We start from the raw sequence: 19,409 nt of genomic DNA, 5'->3' as shown, positions 1-19,409 counted from the left end.
CTTTTTCCCGGCTATTTCTCGCGGTCGCGTACGTCCAGCCGCCAGCTGTTGAGCGGCGCGCAGCAACCGTGGCCCACGCCCAAAAGAAAACGCATCCGCTCGCCGGCCACCGGGTCCTCGGCCAGCCGGCAGCGGTAGCAACCGCTGCCTTCATGCCAATAGAGGTCCGGACAACGACGCATGTAGCCGTAACGGATGTGCGACTCCACGCACGGGTCCGAAAGGCAGCACCAGCCGCAGCCGACGCAGGGCAGCGAACTCAGGCTGCAGGCAGTCGGGCTGCCTGGCCGGTGGCCAGGCCAAGGGAAACCGGACGCGGCATGATGGGCATGGCGTGGGGGCTCCTGGCGGCCCCGTCACCGAGAGGGGCCGTGGTTGGATGGTATCGGCCAGGCTACGGCAGGCCGGGGGAAGCGGCAAGGCCTTTCCCGGATTGCTTCCGGGAAAGCTGCCGGCAACAGGCTTGACTTTGCCATGCAACTCTGTTGCATGGTCCCCATCGGCTGTGCTCCGGCCGCCAATCGGATGCGCGGGGGCATGGTGATCGGATGCGCGGGGACGCGCAAAGGGAGATGCCATGAAGAAGAAGTTGCTTGCATTGATCGCGGGAATCGTTTTCATTTGGAGCGCGCCGGCCCTGGCCAAGCCGCTGGTCGCCGTCAGCATTGCGCCGCAAGCCTATTTCCTGAAACAGATCGCCGGGGACCGGGTGGATGTGCTGGTCATGGTGCCGCCCGGGGCCGATGCCCACACCTATGAGCCCAAGCCGAAGCAACTGGCCGAGTTGGGCAAGGCGGTCGCCTATTTCGCCGTGGGCATGGATTTCGAGCCGGCCTGGCTGCCGCGGTTTCGGGCGGCCAATCCGGCCATGGTCATTGTCCAGACCGATGCCGGCATCGACAAGATCCCCATGGTCGCCCACGAGGACGACGACCACGACCACGGCAAGGGCAAGGGGAAGAAAGAGGAGGGGCATCACCACGAGGCCGGCGAACCCGATCCCCATGTCTGGCTGTCGCCCGCCCTGGCCAAGGTGCTGGCCGCCTCCATGCGCGACGGCCTGACCAAGGCCGACCCCGCGGGCGCGGCGGATTACGCGGCCGGCTACGAGCGCTTCGCCGCCTCTTGCGATACGCTGGCCGCCGACATACAAAAGAAGTTTGCCGATCTGCCCCCGGGCGAGCACAAATTCATGGTGTTTCATCCGTCCTGGGGGTATTTCGCACGGGATTTCGGCCTGACCCAGGAGCCCATCGAGGAGCTCGGCCGCGAACCCGGACCCAAGGCCCTGGCCCGGCTCGTGCGCGAGGCCAAGAAGGATGGCGTCAAGGTGATCTTCGTGCAGCCGCAGTTCAGTTCCCGCCAGGCCGAAACCATCGCCCAGGCCATCGGCGGCACGGTGGCGCCGCTCGATCCCTTGTCCCCGGACTGGGCCGGCAACCTCGACAAGGCGGCCTCGGCCCTGCGCCAGGGGCTGGCCGGAAAAACGGAGCCCAAGTGACGCAACCCGTCGTCGCCATAAGCGACCTGACGTTTGCCTACAACGGCCAGGCGGTCCTTTCGGGGGTCGACCTGGCCGTTGCGCCCGGGGAGCGCCTGGCCGTGCTCGGCCCCAACGGCGGGGGCAAGACGACACTGCTCAAGCTCGTCCTCGGCATCCTGCAGCCAAGTGCCGGAACCATCCGGGTTTTCGGCGAGGAGCCCGGCCAGGGCAGCCGCCGCATCGGCTACGTGCCCCAGCGCCTGGAAGGCGCCTCGGCGCGCAAGGACCTGCCCGTGCGCGTGCTCGAGGTGACGCTCATGGGCCTGATCGCCCCGGGGCGCAACGGTTTCCGCTGCTCCCCGGACGAGGTGCGAAGGGGCCGGCAGGCCCTGGACCAGGTGGAGATGCTGCCCTTCGCCGACCGGCGCTTTTGCGACCTCTCGGGCGGCCAGCAGCAGCGCACGCTCATTGCCCGGGCCCTGGTCTCGGACCCGGACCTGCTCATTCTCGACGAGCCCACGGCCAACATCGACCCCCAGGGGAAGTTCTGCCTCTACGAGGTGCTTTCGCGCATCGGCCAGGGCGTGACCTCGATCGTGGTCAGCCACGACATGAGCATCCTGGCCGCCGGGGTCACGGCCGTGGCCTGCGTCAACGGCCGGTTGCTCCACGCGCCGCGGCCCGCCCTGACCAAGGAGATGGTCGACCTGCTCTACGGCGTGCACAGCCCCAGCTGTCCCCTGGAGGCCTTTTTGCGCCGCATGCCGCCGGATCTGGCCGGTCCGCCCCCCGTGGAGAACCGATGATCGCCGATCTTTCCCTGCCGTTTATCCAGCATGCCCTGGTGGCCGCGCTGTTGGCGGCCCTGTGCTGCGGCCTGATGGGCACCCTGGTCGTGGCCAACCGCATGGTCTTTCTGGCCGGCGGCGCGGCCCATGCCGCCTACGGCGGGGTGGGGCTGGCCTATTTCCTGGCCCTGCCCGTGCTGCCCGTCACCGTCGCCTTCACCGTGGGCGCCGCCCTGTGCATGGCCGCCCTGACGCTGAAGCGCATCGAGGACACGGACACGGTCATCGGCGTGCTCTGGGCGGCCGGCATGGCCTGCGGCATCATTCTCCTGGACCTGACCCCGGGCTACAAGCCCGACCTCATGAGCTACCTGTTCGGCAGCATCATCACCGTGCCCGTGGCCGACCTCTACGCCCTGGCCGGGCTGGCCGTGGTGCTTGTGGCCGTGACCCTGCGCCATTACAACGGCTTCGTGGCCATGGCCTTCGACCGGGAATTCGCCGCCGTGCGCGGCGCGCCCGTGACCTTCCTCCATTATCTGCTCACGGCCCTGGCCGCCGTCACGGTGGTGCTGTTAATCCGCGTGGCCGGGCTCATCCTGGTCATCGCCCTGGTTTCCGTGGCCCCGAGCCTGGCCATGCGCCATTGCCTGTCCCTCGGCCGGGCCATGGTCCTGGCCACGGTCCTCAACGCCTTTTTCTGCCTGGCCGGGCTGGCCCTGGCCTACGGCTGCGATCTGACGTCCGGCGCGGCGATCATCGCCGTGGCCGCCGCCACCTATTTCCTGTCCTTGGCCGCGAGCCTGGGCCGGCGCCGGCATCGGGCCGGAGGCCGGGCGTGACGGGACGCGGGGACGACGACCTGGCGGCCGTGCTGGCCCGGTCGGGGCTCGACCCCACGGCCGTGCGCCTGGCCGTGCTGCGCGCCTTGTCCGGCGAGGGCCGGGCCTACCCCGTCGCCGACATCCTGGCGACGGTGCGGCGGGCCATGCCGGTCAACAAGGTCACGCTCTACCGCATCCTCGATCTGTTCGTGGAAAAGGGCCTGGCCAACCGCCACAGTTGCGGCGACCGGGCCTTGCGCTACTGCCTGGGGCCGCGTTTTTCCGGCCGGGCCCACGGCCATGCCTACTGCCTGCGCTGCGGCCGCATGGAATGCCTGCCCGGCACCGAGGGCCTCATCGACGTGGAGGCCCTGGGCCGCCGGCTGTCCATGGAGGTCGTCGGCGTGGAGGTGCGCATCGACGGGGTGTGCGCCGCCTGCCGCGGCAGCGGTGTTGACGCCGGGGCGGGAAAAAATTAGCCTTCCTCGCTTCCACCAACGCCTCCTCCCCTGGACATCGTTTGCATGAAAAAAGCGCTGATTTTCGGCATATCCGGCCAGGATGGCGCCTATTTGACCAGGTTGCTCCTGGGCAAGGGCTATCAGGTGGCCGGGACCTCCCGCGACGCCCAGATGTCCTCCTTCCGCAACCTCGCCGCCTTGGGCCTTCGGGACCGGGTGGCCCTGCATTCCGTGACGCTGACCGATTTCCGCAGCGTCCTGACCGTCCTGACCAAGGTCGAACCCGACGAGATCTACCACCTGGCCGGCCAGTCCTCGGTGGGGCTGTCCTTCGAGCAGCCGGTGGAGACGTTTTTTTCCATCGGCGTGGGCACCCTCAACCTGCTCGAGGCCGTGCGTTTCCTCGGCCGGCCGGTCAGGCTCTACAACGCCTCCTCCAGCGACTGCTTCGGCGACACCGGCGGCGAGCCGGCCACGGAGGTAACACCCTTTTCCCCCCGCAGCCCCTACGCCGTGGCCAAGGCGGCCGCCCATTTCGAGGTGGCCAACTACCGCGAGGCCTACAACCTGTTCGCCTGCTCGGGCATCCTTTTCAACCACGAGTCGCCCCTGCGCCCGCCGCGCTTCGTCACCCAAAAAATCGTCGCCGCCGCCTGCCGCATCGCCGCCGGGTCGCCGGAGCGCCTGCGCCTGGGCAACATCGAGGTGGCCCGGGACTGGGGCTATGCGCCGGAGTACGTCAAGGCCATGTGGGCCATGTTGCAACAAGACGCGCCCGAGGACTACGTCATCGCCACCGGCCAGACCATCACCCTGCGCGAATTCACGGCCGAGGCCTTCGCCGCCGCCGGCCTCGACTGGCGCGACCACGTCGACGTGGACCCTTCCCTGTTCCGGCCGGCCGACATCGCCGTCAGCCGGGCCAATCCGGCCAAGGCCCATGCCCGCCTGGGCTGGCGGGCGACCCTCGGGCCGGGCGAGGTGGCCCGGGCCATGGTCGCCCATACGCGTAAACACCACGCATCGGAGAACACTGCCTCATGAAGAGCAAAGTCGCGCTTGTCACCGGCATCACCGGTCAGGACGGCGCCTATCTGGCCGAACTGCTGCTCAAGAAGGGCTACGAGGTCCACGGCATCAAGCGCCGGGCCTCGCTGTTCAATACCCAGCGCATCGACCACCTCTACCGCGACCCCCACGACATCGGCCGCAAGCTGATCCTGCACTACGGCGACCTGTCCGACTCGACCAACCTCATCCGCGTCATGCAGGAGGTCCGGCCCGACGAGGTCTACAACCTGGCCGCCCAAAGCCACGTCAAGGTCTCCTTCGAGTCCCCGGAATACACCGCCGACGTGGACGCCCTGGGCACCCTGCGCCTGCTCGAGGCCATCCGTATCCTGGGCCTGGAAAAAACGACCCGCTTCTACCAGGCCTCGACCTCGGAACTCTTCGGCAAGGTCGTGGAGACCCCCCAGACCGAAAAAACGCCGTTCTACCCGCGCAGCCCCTACGCCGTGGCCAAGCTCTACGCCTACTGGATCACGGTCAACTACCGCGAAGCCTACGGCATGTACGCCTGCAACGGCATCCTTTTCAACCACGAGTCGCCGCTGCGCGGCGAGACCTTCGTCACCCGCAAGATCACCCGGGCCATGGCCCGCATCAAGCTCGGCCTGCAGGACTGCCTCTACCTCGGCAACCTAAGCGCCCTGCGCGACTGGGGCCATGCCCGCGACTACGTGGAAATGCAGTGGCTCATGCTCCAGCAGGACGCCCCCGAGGACTATGTCATCGCCACGGGCAGGCAGTATTCCGTGCGCGACTTCGTGACCATGGCCGCCGCCGAACTGGGGATCACCCTGCGGTTCGAGGGCGAGGGCACCGAAGAGCAGGGCATCGACACGGCGACGGGCAAGGCCATCGTGGCCGTGGACCCGCGCTATTTCCGGCCAACCGAAGTGGAGACACTGCTTGGCGACCCGACCAAGGCCCGGGAGAAGCTCGGCTGGCGGCCGCGCATCACCCTGGAGCGGATGGTGGCCGAAATGGTGCAGGCCGACCTGCGCGAGGCCGAGCGGGATTCCCTGTGCAAGAGCCAGGGGTTCAGCGTCTTCGATTTCAACGAATAGCCGCGCCGTCCCTTGACAGGGGGGCGTGCGGTATCTAGCTCAAGGCCCGGCGCCAGGCGCCGCCAAAAGGAGAACCTCATGGCTTACGACATCCGCCTCGTGAAACTCATAAACGGCGAAACCGTGCTCGGCAAATGGGACGAAGCCGCCGGCAAGCTGACCGACGTGGCCCTGCTCCAGACCATTCCCTCCCAGCAGGGCGTGCAGATGCTGCTTCTGCCCTTCGGCTACCCCTTCGAGACCGAGGTGGGTGGGGAGATCGACCTTTCCCACGTGCTCTACCAGTTCAAGAAGTTCCCCGAGGAACTCACGACCCGCTACCTGGAAGCCACCAGCAACCTGACGCTGTCCACCACCGGCGACCTCAAGACCCTGTCCGGCCTGGCCGGCAAGGGCAACATCTCCAATCTGCTCAAGAAATAGCCGTCCGACCTGCGCCTCCCCTGGCCGGCGGCCGGGGGAGGTTTTTTTTCACCGTCAACCCAGCGCCCCGGCCCCCCGGCGGCCGGAGTCGTCCATGCGTGAATGCGTCGCCAGCCTGCAAAAGCCCACCCAGTACCTGGGCGCGGAATGGGGCCGCGTGGCCAAGGACCCGCAAAGCGTGCGCCTGCGCGTTGCCCTGGCCTTCCCCGACCTCTACGAGGTCGGCATGTCCTATGTCGGCGGGCGCATCCTCTACGAGGCCGTCAACCGGCAGGACGGCCTGGCCGCCGAACGCGTCTTCACCCCCTCCGACGAGGCCGCGGCCATGCTGCGCGACCAGGGCCTGCCCCTGTGCACCCTGGAATCCGACACGCCCCTGGCCGCCTGCGACGTGCTGGCCTTTCACCTGACCCACGAACTGTGCTACACCAACGTCCTCTACATGCTGGACCTGGCCGGCCTGGCCTTTCGCGCCGCCGACCGGGGCGAGGACGCGCCGCTGGTCATCGCCGGCGGCGGCTGCGCCTTTAACGCCGAGCCCGTGGCGCCCTTTTTCGACGCCATGGTCATCGGCGACGGCGAACAGGCCCTGGTGGACATCCTGCGCGCCGTGGAGGCGGCCAAGGGGCAGGGGCTGCCCCGCCGCGAGCTGCTGACGCGCCTGACCGCCATCCAGGGCGTCTACATTCCAGCCTTTTTCGACGTGGGCCCGGACGGCGGCCCCAGGCCCCTGGCCCCCGGCTACGACACGGTGGAAAAAGCCATCGTGGCCGACCTCGACGCCGCACCCTTTCCCACCTGCCAGATCGTGCCGTTTGCCCAGTCCGTCCACGACCGCCTGGCCGTGGAGATCGCCCGGGGCTGCACACGCGGCTGCCGGTTCTGCCACGCCGGCATGATCTACCGGCCGGTGCGCGAGCGAAGCCTCGACGGCCTGGAAAAGCTTGTCACCGAGGGGCTCAATCGTACCGGCTACGAGGAGCTGTCCTTCCTTTCGCTGTCCACCGGCGATTTTTCCGCCCTGGAGAGCCTGTTTGCCCGCAGCATCGACCGCTGCCGCCGCGATCAGGTGGCCGTGTCCCTGCCGTCGCTGCGGGCCGGCACGCTCTCCGATTCCATCCTTTCGATGATGGCCGGCATCCGCCGCACCGGCGCCACCATGGCCCCGGAAGCCGCCACCCAGCGCCTGCGCGACGTCATCAACAAGGGCATCACCGAGGGCGACATCCTCGACCACGCATCGCGCCTGTTCGCCCACGGCTGGCAGCAGGTGAAGCTCTACTTCATGATCGGCCTGCCCACGGAAACCGAGGAGGACGTGGAGGGCATCTTCCACCTGGCCAAAAAGGTCCTGGCCGCCGCCCCGCCGGGCACCAAGCGCCTGCAGGTCACGGCCGCCATTTCGCCCTTTGTGCCCAAGCCCCACACGCCCTTCCAGTGGGAGGCGCAAATCGGCCTGGAAACCATTCGCGAGCGGGTTGCCCGGCTGCGCGAGCTTTTTGCCACCGACCGGCGGCTGACCCTGCGCTGGCACGAGCCGGAGATGAGTTTTCTCGAAGGGGTTTTCTCCCGGGCCGGCCGGGAACTCGCCCCGGTGATCGAGGCCGCCTACCGCGAGGGGGCGCTTTTCTGCTCCTGGGTGGACCGCTTCGATTTGGCCCCCTGGCGACGGCTGTTCGAGGCCGCCGGGCTGGACCCGGCCCGCTGGCTGGCCGCCCGCGACCTGGACGCGCCCCTGCCCTGGGACCACCTGTCCTGCGGCGTGACGCCCGGCTACCTGCGCCGCGAGCGGGAAAAGGCCCTGCGCGGCGCCGCAACCGCCGACTGCCGCTACGGCGACTGCTCGGGCTGCGGCGTGTGTTCCTTCGAAGGCCGCAAATCCGGCCTGGACCCGGCCGGGCAGGGCGACATCCGGCCGCGCCTTAACCGGGCGGCCCGGGAGCACGACGTGGTTGCCGCGCCCCCGGCCCCGCCGCGCGAGGACCTCACGCGCAAGGACGCCCATCTGCGCGTCTGGTTTTCCAAGGTCGGCAGCGCCGTCTACCTGAGCCAGCTCGAACTCACGCGCCTGTTCGAGCGGGCCCTGCGCCGGGGCGGGCTCAAGCCCAGCTTTTCCGCCGGCTACCATCCGCTGCCCCAGCTGTCCTTCGGCCGGGCCTTGCCGGTCGGCGTGGCGAGCAATGCCGAATGGCTGGCCATTTTCCTGCGCCAGGCCGTCACGCCCCGGGAATTCGCCGAGCGCCTCAACCCCAACCTGCCCGAGGGCATGGCCGTGCTCGGTGTCGAGCCCCTGGCCCCGGGGCGCAAGGTCGCCCAACCGGCCATCGAGGCCTTCAGCCTGACCGTGCCCGAGGCCTGCGCGGCGGACTGCCTGGAGGCCTGGCGGGCCTTTGACGCCGCCGCCGGTTTCCCCGTGACCTGGGAATCGAAAAAAGGGCCGCGCAGCCTCGATGCCCGGCCGCTGGTTGCGGAAGTGTCCGTCCTGCCCCCGGCCCTGGTGCGGTTTACCTGCACCTTCACCGAGACCTATGTCAGCCCCTTGCGCCTGGTCGAGGCGGTCTGCCCGGGCCTTGCCCGGGGCGGCTACGAGCTGACCAAGGTGCGCGTCGCCTACGCCGACGGCACGGCCGCCTTTCCGCCCACGATGAACCAAAATTAAGTTCCGTTTCCGGCCGGGAGCACGTAGCTCTGGACGGTCCGTTTCCGTTTTGCCGGGAACGGCCGAAACGAAAGGAGCATTGCATGCGTTGGCGACTTCATTGCGCCGCCCTGGCGGCGTTTGTGATCCTGATGGCCGGTGCGGCCCTGGCCGCCGAGCCGCCCAAGGTCGTGGTCCTGCCCAACGGGCTGACCGTCATGGTCATGGAGGACGAGCGCTTCCCCCTGGTTTCGGTGCGCCTGTTCGTGCATGCCGGCTCGGGCTACGAGGCCCCGAGCCAGGCGGGCCTGAGCCACCTGCTCGAACACATGGTCTTCAAATCCACGGCCAAGCGCCCGGCCGGCCAGGTGGCCTCGGACATCGAAAGCGCTGGCGGCGAACTCAACGCCTCCACCAGCTTCGACAGCACGGTCTACCGGGTGGACCTGCCCTCCGACCGCTGGCAGCTCGGCCTCGACGTCATCGGGGACATGATCTTCGGGGCCAAGTTCGCCCCGGAGGAGCTCGACAGCGAGCGCCAGGTCGTGCTGTCCGAGCTGGCCCGGGGCAGGGACAACCCCGACAACCGCCTCTTCCAGATGACCCAGGCCATGGCCTGGCCGGGCAAGGCCTACGGCTGGCCGGTCATCGGTTTCAAGGAAACGGTTTCGGGATTTACGGCCGAGGACCTGCGCCAGTACGTGCGCGAGCACTACCAGCCCCAGTCCATGCTCCTGGTCGTGACCGGCAAGGTCAAGGTCGACGACGTGGTGCGCCAGGCCACGGCCCTTTTCGGCGACCTGGCCAACGACCGCATCCTCGTGCCGCCGGCGCCCTATGCCCCGGCCCACGGCCTGGCCAAGCCCGAAATCACGGTGGAATACGGTCCCTGGAACAAGGTGCGGCTGCAGATCGCCTTCCACACGGCCGGGGTGCGCGGCGCCGACGAAGCCGGCCTGGAAGTCCTGGCCCAGCTTTTGGCCGGCGACGAGACGAGCCGGCTCTACCGGACCTTCAAGTACGACAAGAAGCTCGTGGACGACGTGTCCTGCTCGTCGCTGACCCTGGAGCGTTCCGGGCTGTTCCTGGTCAGCGCCACCCTCGACGCCAAAAACCTCGCCGCCTTCTGGCAGGGGCTGCTGGCCGAGCTGGCCCGGCTCAAGGGCACCTCGTTTACCGACCGCGAGATCGAGCGCGTGCGCCTGGGTATCGAGGACGGCCTGTACCAGGCCAAGGAGACCTTGCCCGGGCTGGCCATGAAGGCGGGCTTTTTCCGTTTCCACGGCTACGACCCCGACGGCGAGGCCAACTACCTGCGGTCCGTGCGGCTCGTCGACCAAAAGTCCCTGGGCGCCATCATCGAGGCCACGCTGCGCCCCGAGCGCATGCTGACCGCGGTCCTGGCCCCCAAGGAGGCCGAGGCGGCCGTCACCGAGGCCTCCCTGGCCGCGATGGCGGCCAAGGCCTGGCCCGGCCCCAAGGAAGCGGCCGCCCAGGCCGCGGCCAAGGACGCCGGCGCGGCCGCCGCGCCCGAGGTGGTCGACCTCGGCGGCGGCCACAAGCTCGTCCTATTGCCCGACACGACCCTGCCCTACGTGGCCGTGTCCCTGGCCTACAACGGCGGCGACGCGCTGCTGGCCAAGGACAAGCAGGGCCTGGCCGAACTGGCCGCCCAGAGCCTGACCACCGGCACGGCCAAGCTCTCGGCCAACGCCCTGGAGGATTACCTCGCCGACCGGGCGGCGTCGCTGTCGGCCTCCTCGGGCCGGGACTCCTTCAGCCTGGCGGCCAAATTCCCCAGCCGTTTCCAGAAGGACCTCTACGGCCTTATCGGCGATGTCCTGGTCACCCCGGCCTTTCTCAAGACCGAGGTGGAGCGGGAGGTGGCCGACCAGCTGGCGGCCATAAAAGACAAGGAAGACCAGCCCATGGCCCTGGCCTTCCGCAAGCTCTTTCCGTTCCTGTTCACCGACACCGCCTATGCCTACACCCGCCTGGGCGAGCCGGCCACGGTCAAGGCCTTCACGGCCAAGGACGTGTCCGGCTTCTGGGCCGACCAGCGGGCCATGCCGTGGGTGCTGGCCGTGTGCGGCGATTTCGACGCCACGGCCGTGCGCGCCCTGGCCGACAAGCTGGCCAAGGCCGCCGGCCCGGCCAAGCCGTTTGCCTTCCCCACGCCCCAATGGGGCGCCAAGCGCGAGGACGCGGTCAGCCTGGCCGGGCGCAACCAGAGCCACCTGTTCCTGGTCTTCCCGGTGCCGGGCCTGACCTCGCCCGACACCCCGGGCCTGGAGCTTTTAAACGAAGTCCTGGCCGGCCAGAGCGGGCTGCTGTTCTCGCGGCTGCGCGACGGCGAGAGCCTGGGCTATTCCGTGACGTCGTTTCTGTGGCAGGCGGACACGGCCGGTTTCATGGCCTTCTACATCGGCACCTCGCCGGACAAGGACGCCGCCGCCCTGGAAGGCTTCAAACGCATCGCTGGCGACCTGCGCCAGACGGCGCTTCCCGACGAGCTGATGCTGCGGGCCAAAAACGCCATGACCGGCGACTACTATCGCGAGCGCCAGGCCCTGGCCGCCCGCAGCGACGAGGCGGCCAAGGCGCTGTCCCATGGCCTGCCCCTGGATCACGACCGGCAGGTGGTGGAGGCGGCCCAGACGCTGTCCCCGGAAGCCCTGCGCGACCTGGCCGCGAAATACCTGCGCCCCGAGGCGGCCTACGTGTTCAAGGTCGAACCGTAACCTGGGCGCCGCATAGGCCTGAAACGAAGCCCCCGGCCGCAAGGCCCGGGGGCTTTTTGCTTGCCGCGGCGGGAGGTTGGTGCCATTTGTGGGAAAACACCCAGCCGGAGGCCCCATGATCACCTGCACCAGCCTGGAGACGCCGTACCAGGTCTCCATGACCAACGGAACGTTTGCCGCACCTGCGACGCCACCCCGGACAAGGGCGGCGCGGGCCAGGGCTTTCGGCCCCACGAACTGCTGGCGGGGGCCCTTGGCAGCTGCACGGCCATGGTCGTGCGCATGTACGCCGACAACCACGGCATTCCCTTGGCGGGGGTGACGGTGCGCGTGTCCCTGGACCACGGCCATCCCGACGGCACGGCCTTCGTCTGCGCCATCGAACTGGCGGGCCAACTGACCGACGAGCAGCGCCAGAAACTTCTGCGCGCGGCCAAGGCCTGTCCGGTGCGGCGCACCTTGTCGAAAAAAATCGTCTTCGTGGAAGGCGAGGGACGCTAGGCCGCCCGGCGCCGGGCGGCTAGGGCCGCAGCTTGTTGGTGGTAATAAGGCGCACCAGGATGACGATGAGGCAGGCGGTGAACACCCCGAGCGACAGGTAGCCGAAAAAGGCTTCCGAGGCGGCCAAAAGGCGCAACTGGGGCGTTGGGGCACAATCGGCGCAGCCGGTGTTGGTGAAAAGCGATACGCTGAAATAGAGGCAATCCTTGAAGGATTCCGTGATCTTGCCATTGCAGATGATCTGGAAGGCCATAAACGTCCGAGCATAGCCGGCGATGACGCACACGGCGTAGACCGGCAGCGACACGGCCAGGATGACCAGGCTTCGAAACAGCACCAGCGACAGCAGGATGAGCGTGGGGAAGGTGACGGAAAAGGCGAAGGCCAAAAAGATGATCTGGTCCGGGTTGGGGGACTTGGCCTGGCTCAGGTAGACCAGGTAGACCAGGAAGGGCAGCGAAACGGCCAGGCCGATGGCCCCGAGGATGGCGCGCAGGCTCATGACGGCCGGCCGCCCCCCGCGCGGCCGTGGCGGCGGGGCGCCCGGGCCGTGGCGCGCGGGCGCCCGGCGGGCAGGGAGGCGGCCATGTCCATGCGATGGCTCCTGCCTAGGCCCTGGCCATGAGCGCGTTGACCAGGGTCATGAGCAGTTCCGGCCGGTTGTGCAGGTCGGAATTCTGGAGGAACACCCGGCGCTGGTGGAAGCGGTCCTTGAGGGTCTCGGCGTAGCGGTCGGGGTTTTCCACCTGGGCCGGGTCGTAGGCGTCGGTGTAGCCCGGCAGCAGGGCATCCACGCTTTCCCGGGTCGGCAGTTGGGCGCCGGGCAGCATGTCCCAGTCGCGCCAGGTGAGCTGCTCGAGCAACAGGGCCGTTTGCAGGGTCAGGGACGTGGCCAGGGGAATCTTGCGCAGGTCGCGGTCCGAGGTCTTCCAGAAGCCCACGGAATTGAAGGCGTAGCCCACGGCCCCGGCGGCGAAGACCTGGAGGAAGGCTTCCACGTCCTTCCACAGTTCGTAGACCCGGAAGGGGTTGGCGAAGGGCTCGAACACGAGCTTTTTGAGCTCCTCCTCGCTGACGTTTTCGGCCAGGTTGCGCCGGGTCATCAGCGACGCCCCCATGGCCACGGCCAGCCCCTTGTCGGCGAAACGGACCACCGGCGGCAGGCAGGTGTCCTTCATGAGCCAGACCATGACGTCCGGGAAGGCGCAGCGGTTGACGTAGCTGCCCAGCAGGTCGCGGTCGATGAGCGCCCGGCCGTTGGGGTTGCGCACGTCCTGGCCGAGCGGCAGCACCTTGCCTGCGTGTTCGGTCAGCCCCAGGTTCATGGTGGAGATCATGTAGCGCCAGTCCGGATGGCCCACGGGGCGGGAATCGGTCTTGTCGAACAGCGTCGGTTCCCAGACCCGGCAGACCTTGGCCTTGCAGTCGATCTGGAAGGCGTCGTCGTGGAGCACCACCTTGGAGAAGCCTTCGGGCAGGGTGCCGCCGTTGTCGTGGGAATTGGTGTGGGAGGACTTGCCCGTGCCGGACAGGCCGAAAAAAGCGATGGAGCGCTTGCCCAGGCGCCGGGTCTCGGGGGCGGCGCAGCCGGTGAAGTCGATTTCCTTGATGCCGCCGTGGCAGGCGGCCAGGCCCAGGCGCATGCCCGAGGTCCAGGCGAGCGTGAGGGTGCCTTTCTTGCGTTCGCCGAAATAGCGCATGCCGAGGTTGAAGATGACGTTGGCGTCCTCGTCGACCAGGGCGAGCTGGGAACCGCCTTCGTTGTGGTAGTAGGGGTCGGCGGTCTTCCAGTGGTTGAAGCCGACGACCAGGATGTCGGGGATGGGCAGGCGGGGGCTTTGGGCGTAGGCCGCGGCCAGTTCCTCGTAGGGCGTGAAGTTGGCCAGCCAATTGAACACGTTGACCGCGTCGTCTTCGGTCGCCACAATGGTCGCCTTGATCATGAGGTCGGGGTCGAGGCCGAGGATAGCCTCGGCCTTGATCAGCGGATGGCGCCGCATCTCGTAGACGGCCTCGCGCAGGTCGGCCTCGACCTTGCGCCGCTCCACGGGCTCCATGCGGGTGTAGAAGCGCCGGGCCTTGGCCGTGCGGCCGACGATGCGGCCGTGGCAGTTGTTGAGCACGGTGGCGCCCTCGGGCAGGCCCAGCCGGGCGGCCGCCGGCGGGTAGATGGGCAGGTCCGTGACCATGACGTCGTGCTGGGCCTTGGCCAGGGCGTAGGCCTCGGCGGCCGTGACCTTGCGGACCCGCCTGTCCAGGCACAGCGTCTGGGCGATGGAGCGTAGCGGCGGCATCCTGGTCATGTCGTCGCGGTAATATTCGTGGCTGGCTAAGCTGGCCATGAACCCTCCGAAAGGGACGTAATTGATGCGGATTTATACGCGGTTGACGCTCTGCGGTAAACCGTTTTCCGGATCCCTCAGCCGCGGCGCCCGGGTGTGAAGCGCTTGGGGTCGATGCCGTATTTCTTGACCTTGTAATTGACCACCCGGTAGCTCTCGCGCAGGTTGCGGGCGGCCTGGTACATGTTGCCCCGGGCCTTTTTGAGCGCTTCCACGAGCAGTTCCTGCTCGAAGGTGGCCACGGCGTCGCCAAAGGACAGGGACGGCTCCGTGCCCGAGGACTCGCCGGTCTGCAGGGTCGGCGGCAGGTGGTAGGTGCGCACCACGGCCTCGTCGCAGGCCATGGCCGCCCGTTCCATGCAGCTGGCCAGTTCCCGGACGTTGCCCGGCCAGTGGTACTGGTTGAGGAGGTCGATGGCCGGCGTGGAGATGCGGCGCACGATCTTGCCGGTGCGCTGGGAGAAATCCTCCAGGAAGCGTTCGGCCAGGGGCAGGATGTCGCCGGTGCGGTCGCGCAGCGGCGGCACGAAAAGCGAAAACACCCCCAAGGCGTAGTAGAGGTCCTCGAGGAATTCCCCGGCGGCCAGGGCGTCCTCCAGGGAGGCCCGGCTGGTGGCCACGATGCGGGCGTCGACGGAAAGGGGTGTGTCGCTGCCGGCGCGCTGCATGGTGCCTTCCTGGATGACCCGCAGCACGCGCTGCTGGGCGGCCAGCGGCAATTCGTCGATGTCGTCGAGAAAGACCACGCCGCCCTGGGCCAGTTCGAAGACCCCGCGGCGCGACCGGGTGGCCTTGGCCTTTTCGCCCTTCTGCACGCCGAAAAGGGCTTCCATGGCCGATTCGCCCGGCATCTCGCCGCAGCCCAGGCGCAAAAACGGCCGGTGGCGGCGGTTGCCCTGGCCATGGAGGAAGCGGGCCAGGGCCTCCTTGCCCGTACCTTCCTCGCCGCGCAGCAGGACCGGTTCGGCGGCGTCGGCGGCCTGGGCGATCTGGCGCAACAGCAGGCGCATGCTTTTGGACACGGCCACGGGCGGCGCGGCCTGGCTCTCGTGGATGTCGTGGGCAAGCCGGTCTTCCTTGACGGACGGGCTGTCGACCGGGGCGGCCGGGGGCCGGCGCCGGGAGCGGGCCAGTTCGTCGCGAAGCCGCAACGCGGCGTTGCCGATCATGGCCCCGACCACGGTCAAAAATTCCCGGTGGGCCTCCAGAAAGACCATGGGCGCCTTGGGCAGGTCCACGGACAGCGCCCCGACCACGCCCGAGGTGGCCAGGGGCTCGAAGCCCTCCACCTGGCCGTCGGGTTCGGGGATGGTCACGGGCACGCAGATGTAGGACAGGGTGGCCAGTTCCTGGGGCGGCCGGCCGAGGAAGTCCGGATGGTCCTTGACGTCCTGGAGCACCAGGGAGCGCTTGGAGCCGATGACCTGTCCCGTGGACAGGGGGGCCGGGCCGTAGAGGTGGTCCAGCCCCTGTTCCCGGCCGTGGGTGAGCAGGATGCGGGCACCTTCCTGGGGCAGGTCGTGGAGTTCCAGGCAGGCCCGGCGATAGCCCAGGGCCTCGACCAGGATGACCAGCGACTCCTCCAGGCCGCGCCGCACGGCCCGGCCGGGGCCGGTGGCCGCGGCGATGCGGGTAAGCGCCCCGTAGAAGGCCGGCCCGGCGCTGTCGAAGGTGGTCAGCGGATCGATCACGCCGCCTGTCCCGCCTGGGCCGCCGTCGCGCCCAGTTCCAGGGCCTTGAGGTTTAAGGCCACGATCTTGGGCTTGAGGTACTTTTCCACGGACCGCGTCAGGGCGCCCAGGTCGAAGGGCAGGGCGCCGCAGGCCGCCGCCGCGCCAAGGAGCACCATGTTGGCGGCCTTGGCCGTGCCGGCCTTTTCGGCCAGGCTGATGGCCGGGACCATGGTGACGCCGGCGGCATAGCCCCGGGCCGTCTCCAGCACGGCTTCCAGCGGCGGATAGCATTCCCGGCCCAGGCACACGCCCACGGGCTGGAGGGCTTCGGCATTGCCGACCACCCGGCCGCCGCGCCGCAGCATCGGCAGGGCGCGCAGGGTTTCCAGCAGTTCGAAGCCGAGCAGGGTGTCGGCTTCGCCCGGGGCGATGACCGCGCTTTTGTAGCCGCCGATGAGCAGCGTCGATTCGACCACGCCGCCGCGCTGGGCCATGCCGTGGATCTCGCCCGAGGTGACGGGCAAGCCCGCGTCCAGGGCGGTGCGGGCGAGCAGGGTGGTGGCGGTCAGGGTGCCCTGGCCGCCGACGCCGGTGAGGAAGATACGGGCGCGTTGCATCAGGCCTCCTTCTTGCCCGGCTTGATGTCGGGTGAAAGCTGCACACAGTACATGCAGCCGTCGCATTGTTCGGCGTTGATGGTGAAAACTTCCCCTTCCATGGCGAAGGCCGGGCAGGCCAGGTTGTCGCGCACGGCCAGGCAGGCGGCCGGGTCGCCGGCGACCCGGGCGGGCGGGGTCTTTTTTGCCTTGCCCACGCGGCGGGCGTGGATGGGGCAGGGGTATTCGGCCACGAGCACGCGCGGGCCATGCTGTTTGGCGAAGTTTTCCAGGGCGGCGACCATGGCCTTGTGGTTGAGGGGGTTGACCTTGACCGGTTCGATGCCGCAGGCGCGAATGAGGGCCAGCAGGTCCACGGGATTGGGGTTTTCGCCGAAGATGGTGGTGTCCACGCCGGGGTTGGGCTGATGGCCGGTCATGGCCGTGGTGCGGTTGTCGAGGATGACCACCAGCAGGTCGTGGTTGTAGGCCACGGCGTCGATGAGCCCGGTGATGCCGGAATGGAAGAAGGTGGAGTCGCCGATAAAGGCCACCACCGGCTTGCCCGAGGCCCGGGCGAACCCGGCGCCCGTGGAGATGGACGAGCCCATGCACAGGAGGAAATCGGCGGCCTTAAACGGCGGCAGAAAGCCCAGGGTGTAGCAGCCGATGTCCGAGGAATAGACGGCCTCGTCGCTGTAAACCTGGCGCACGGCGTAGTAGGCGGCCCGGTGGGGGCAGCCGGCGCAAAGGTTGGGCGGACGTTTGGGCAGGTCGGCCGGCACGGACAGGGTCTCGACCGGGTCCGTTTGCCGGCCCAGGGCGGCGCGCACGGCAGCGCGGACATTGGGCGTGGCGTATTCACCGCGCCGGGGCAGGTTCTCGCCCTTGCCGACGATGGTCACGGCGATGCCGCGCTTCTGGGCCAGGGCCCGGACCTCGGTTTCCAGCACGGGTTCGAGTTCCTCGACGATGACCACCGTGCGGCATTTGGCCAGGAAGGCGGCGATGCGCTCTTCGGGCAGGGGATAGGCCTGGCCGAGTTCCAGGACTCGGACCTGGCCTTCCAGGCCGTCGTCGGCCAGCACGTCGCTGAGATAGTTGCGGGCCGCGCCGCAGGCGACAAAGCCCACCTCGCCCTGGCCGCGCTCGGTGTTGTAGGGCGAGTCCTCGGCCGCCTGCCGGGCCTTTTCCAGGACGCCCAGCAGCCGCACGTGCATGTTCCTGGCCGAGGCCGGCAGGGGCACGTACTTGGGCGGGTTCTTGACGAAGGGTTTTTCCTCGAGGGTTTCGGGAATCGCGCCCAGGGTCACCGGGCCGCGCACGTGGTTGACGCGGGTGGTGGTGCGCAGCATGACCGGCGTTTCCAGGGTCCGGGACAGGAGCAGGGCGTCGCGGGCCATGTCCTTGCATTCCTGGGCCGTGGCCGGCTCGAAGCAGGGCAGGCCGCCCAGGCGGGCATAGATGCGGTTGTCCTGCTCGTTTTGCGAGGAATGGCAGCCCGGGTCGTCGGCGGACAGGAGCACCAGCCCCCCCGGGGCGGACACGTAGGCCAGGGTCATGAGCGGGTCGGCGGCCACGTTGACGCCCACGTGCTTCATGGTGACGAGCGTGGGCAGCCCGGCCAGGGTGGCGCCGCCGGCCACTTCCAGGGCGACCTTCTCGTTGACCGAGTATTCGAAGTAGTAGGGCGCGCCCTGGGACAGCCGGAAAAAGGTGTCCGGCACCTCCGAGGACGGCGTGCCGGGATAGCAGGTCACGAAACGGACCCCGCCCTCCAAGGCGCCTCTGGCGATGGCCTCGTTGCCGAGCAGCAGTTGGGTTTCCCCGGCCGGCGCGGTCAAAAGCTCCTTGCCCACGAAAAAACCTCCACCAAAAGTAGGGACGCGGCATCCGCGTCCGAAACTCCGGCCAACGGGCCGGCGCGCAATAAGAACCAGGGCCGGCGGTGGGCCCGGGAAGCCGCGGCGGCAGTCGCGGTCGCCGGCTTCCCGAACCCGTCCCGTAGGCGACGAAAAGACGCGGGCCTAGCCGTTGCCCTTGGCGGCCTTGTTTTTCAGGGCGGCGATGCGGGCGTCGAGATAGCCCGTGTTTTGCACGGAGCCGCTGGTCTTCATGCGTTCAAAGGCGCCGATGGCCTTGTCCCACTGTCCGGCGGCTTCGGCCGCGGCGGCCAGTTGCTGGTCCACGGCCATGGCGAAGGTCTTGGGCGCGGAGATGGACAACGCCTCCAGGACCTCCACGGCCTTGGCGTCCTGCCCCGACTTGGACAGGGCGGTGGCATAGCCCAGGCCGGCCACGGTCTTCATGCCGGCCGGGGCGGTGCCGGAAATGGCCTGCCAGGCCGTGGCGGCCTTGGCGAAATCGCCCAGGCCCTGGGCGGTCTTGGCGATTTCGAGCAGGACGCCGTCGCGGGCGCCGGCCGGCGCGGCCTTGGCCAGGCCCTCCAGGGCGGCCAGGCGCTCGGCCCCGGCCTTGGAGGTGAGGATGGCGCCGAGTTCGTTTTCGGCCTTCTGGATCTGGCTTTTTTGGTAGACGCCGAAAAGGGCGTAGCCGCCGGCCGCGGCCACCACGACCAGCACGCCGGCCAGGGTTTTCTTCCAGTGGACAAGGGGTGCCTGCAGGATCGCGGCGATGTCGTTGGCCTGTTTTTGGCCGGACGGCGACGAAATGGGGTCAGTCATGAAAACGCCTCCGAAGCGTGGGGATTGCGTGAAAAAGAGCGCTACAGATAAGCACAAAGGCCGGGATGTGTCAAAAGGGATCGGCCGGCCGGCTGCCCTCGGGATGTGGCCGGCTGGCCTTGA

The 19,409-nt window shown here is 68.6% G+C and carries 17 protein-coding genes; 10 read left to right on the top strand and 7 right to left on the bottom strand.

Translation table 11 applies throughout. The features are described 5' to 3' along the window. Positions 1-11 precede the first annotated feature (11 nt). Entirely contained in the window at positions 12-263 is a 252-nt protein-coding gene (locus tag ACP59X_RS13435) for a hypothetical protein (protein WP_428569897.1), read from the bottom strand. A 314-nt stretch (positions 264-577) separates the two neighbouring features. Between ACP59X_RS13435 and ACP59X_RS13430 the strand changes: the two genes are divergently transcribed. From ACP59X_RS13430 to ACP59X_RS13385, 10 genes are all read left to right on the top strand, one after another. Then, entirely contained in the window at positions 578-1,501 is a 924-nt protein-coding gene (locus ACP59X_RS13430; protein WP_428559125.1) for a metal ABC transporter solute-binding protein, Zn/Mn family, read from the top strand. Beyond that, a complete protein-coding gene (locus tag ACP59X_RS13425; protein ID WP_428559123.1) occupies positions 1,498-2,289 on the top strand; it encodes a metal ABC transporter ATP-binding protein in 792 nt (263 codons plus the stop codon). Before ACP59X_RS13430 ends, ACP59X_RS13425 begins: the two co-directional genes overlap by 4 nt. Next, positions 2,286-3,113 carry a metal ABC transporter permease gene (locus tag ACP59X_RS13420; RefSeq protein WP_428559120.1) on the top strand — a complete coding sequence of 276 codons (828 nt, stop codon included), beginning with the start codon at positions 2,286-2,288 and terminating at the stop codon, positions 3,111-3,113. Before ACP59X_RS13425 ends, ACP59X_RS13420 begins: the two co-directional genes overlap by 4 nt. Beyond that, on the top strand, positions 3,110-3,574 hold the full coding sequence (locus tag ACP59X_RS13415) for a Fur family transcriptional regulator (RefSeq protein ID WP_428559118.1): 465 nt from the start codon (positions 3,110-3,112) through the stop codon (positions 3,572-3,574). The genes ACP59X_RS13420 and ACP59X_RS13415 overlap by 4 nt, the downstream gene beginning before the upstream one ends. 45 nt (positions 3,575-3,619) lie before the next feature. After that, the gene (locus ACP59X_RS13410; RefSeq protein WP_428559115.1) at positions 3,620-4,600 is read left to right on the top strand and encodes a GDP-mannose 4,6-dehydratase; all 981 of its coding nucleotides are present in this window, start codon (positions 3,620-3,622) and stop codon (positions 4,598-4,600) included. Further along, positions 4,597-5,688: a GDP-mannose 4,6-dehydratase gene (gene gmd, locus ACP59X_RS13405; protein WP_428559113.1), complete on the top strand. Its 1,092-nt coding sequence runs from the start codon at positions 4,597-4,599 to the stop codon at positions 5,686-5,688. The genes ACP59X_RS13410 and gmd overlap by 4 nt, the downstream gene beginning before the upstream one ends. 78 nt (positions 5,689-5,766) lie before the next feature. Further along, positions 5,767-6,111 (top strand): hypothetical protein, encoded by a 345-nt coding sequence (locus tag ACP59X_RS13400; protein WP_428559111.1) that lies wholly within the window; start codon positions 5,767-5,769, stop codon positions 6,109-6,111. A gap of 94 nt (positions 6,112-6,205) precedes the next feature. Next, a complete protein-coding gene (locus tag ACP59X_RS13395; protein WP_428559109.1) occupies positions 6,206-8,770 on the top strand; it encodes a TIGR03960 family B12-binding radical SAM protein in 2,565 nt (854 codons plus the stop codon). 83 nt (positions 8,771-8,853) lie between these two features. After that, a complete protein-coding gene (locus tag ACP59X_RS13390) occupies positions 8,854-11,490 on the top strand; it encodes a M16 family metallopeptidase (protein ID WP_428559107.1) in 2,637 nt (878 codons plus the stop codon). A gap of 60 nt (positions 11,491-11,550) precedes the next feature. Then, positions 11,551-11,991 carry an OsmC family protein gene (locus tag ACP59X_RS13385; RefSeq protein ID WP_428559105.1) on the top strand — a complete coding sequence of 147 codons (441 nt, stop codon included), beginning with the start codon at positions 11,551-11,553 and terminating at the stop codon, positions 11,989-11,991. Between the two features lie 19 nt (positions 11,992-12,010). Here the strand turns inward: ACP59X_RS13385 and ACP59X_RS13380 are convergent, their stop codons facing one another. From ACP59X_RS13380 to ACP59X_RS13355, 6 genes are all read right to left on the bottom strand, one after another. After that, positions 12,011-12,493: an ion channel gene (locus ACP59X_RS13380; RefSeq protein WP_428559103.1), complete on the bottom strand. Its 483-nt coding sequence runs from the start codon at positions 12,491-12,493 to the stop codon at positions 12,011-12,013. A gap of 106 nt (positions 12,494-12,599) precedes the next feature. Then, entirely contained in the window at positions 12,600-14,333 is a 1,734-nt protein-coding gene (locus tag ACP59X_RS13375) for a phosphoenolpyruvate carboxykinase (ATP) (protein ID WP_428559101.1), read from the bottom strand. Positions 14,334-14,410: 77 nt separating this feature from the next. After that, on the bottom strand, positions 14,411-16,024 hold the full coding sequence (locus ACP59X_RS13370; RefSeq protein ID WP_428559099.1) for a sigma 54-interacting transcriptional regulator: 1,614 nt from the start codon (positions 16,022-16,024) through the stop codon (positions 14,411-14,413). Beyond that, a complete protein-coding gene (locus ACP59X_RS13365) occupies positions 16,021-16,623 on the bottom strand; it encodes an indolepyruvate oxidoreductase subunit beta (protein WP_428559097.1) in 603 nt (200 codons plus the stop codon). Before ACP59X_RS13365 ends, ACP59X_RS13370 begins: the two co-directional genes overlap by 4 nt. After that, entirely contained in the window at positions 16,623-18,461 is a 1,839-nt protein-coding gene (gene iorA / locus ACP59X_RS13360) for an indolepyruvate ferredoxin oxidoreductase subunit alpha (protein ID WP_428559095.1), read from the bottom strand. Before iorA ends, ACP59X_RS13365 begins: the two co-directional genes overlap by 1 nt. Positions 18,462-18,629: 168 nt before the next feature. After that, complete coding sequence (locus ACP59X_RS13355) at positions 18,630-19,286, bottom strand: tetratricopeptide repeat protein (protein ID WP_428559093.1); 657 nt, start codon at positions 19,284-19,286, stop codon at positions 18,630-18,632. Positions 19,287-19,409: the final 123 nt, after the last annotated feature.

This window comes from Solidesulfovibrio sp. DCME (assembly GCF_049995385.1).
Taxonomy (GTDB): domain Bacteria; phylum Desulfobacterota; class Desulfovibrionia; order Desulfovibrionales; family Desulfovibrionaceae; genus Solidesulfovibrio.
This window is presented reverse-complemented; position numbering and strand designations above follow the sequence as displayed.

Excerpts from the sequence above, each read along its gene's own strand:
- ACP59X_RS13390 (WP_428559107.1), top strand. The coding sequence starts at position 8,854 with ATGCGTTGGCGACTTCATTGCGCCGCCCTGGCGGCGTTTGTGATCCTG.
- ACP59X_RS13365 (WP_428559097.1), bottom strand. The coding sequence starts at position 16,623 with ATGCAACGCGCCCGTATCTTCCTCACCGGCGTCGGCGGCCAGGGCACC.
- ACP59X_RS13430 (WP_428559125.1), top strand. The coding sequence starts at position 578 with ATGAAGAAGAAGTTGCTTGCATTGATCGCGGGAATCGTTTTCATTTGG.
- gmd (WP_428559113.1), top strand. The coding sequence starts at position 4,597 with ATGAAGAGCAAAGTCGCGCTTGTCACCGGCATCACCGGTCAGGACGGC.
- ACP59X_RS13355 (WP_428559093.1), bottom strand. The coding sequence starts at position 19,286 with ATGACTGACCCCATTTCGTCGCCGTCCGGCCAAAAACAGGCCAACGAC.
- ACP59X_RS13380 (WP_428559103.1), bottom strand. The coding sequence starts at position 12,493 with ATGAGCCTGCGCGCCATCCTCGGGGCCATCGGCCTGGCCGTTTCGCTG.
- ACP59X_RS13395 (WP_428559109.1), top strand. The coding sequence starts at position 6,206 with ATGCGTGAATGCGTCGCCAGCCTGCAAAAGCCCACCCAGTACCTGGGC.
- ACP59X_RS13410 (WP_428559115.1), top strand. The coding sequence starts at position 3,620 with ATGAAAAAAGCGCTGATTTTCGGCATATCCGGCCAGGATGGCGCCTAT.
- ACP59X_RS13375 (WP_428559101.1), bottom strand. The coding sequence starts at position 14,333 with ATGGCCAGCTTAGCCAGCCACGAATATTACCGCGACGACATGACCAGG.
- ACP59X_RS13400 (WP_428559111.1), top strand. The coding sequence starts at position 5,767 with ATGGCTTACGACATCCGCCTCGTGAAACTCATAAACGGCGAAACCGTG.
- ACP59X_RS13420 (WP_428559120.1), top strand. The coding sequence starts at position 2,286 with ATGATCGCCGATCTTTCCCTGCCGTTTATCCAGCATGCCCTGGTGGCC.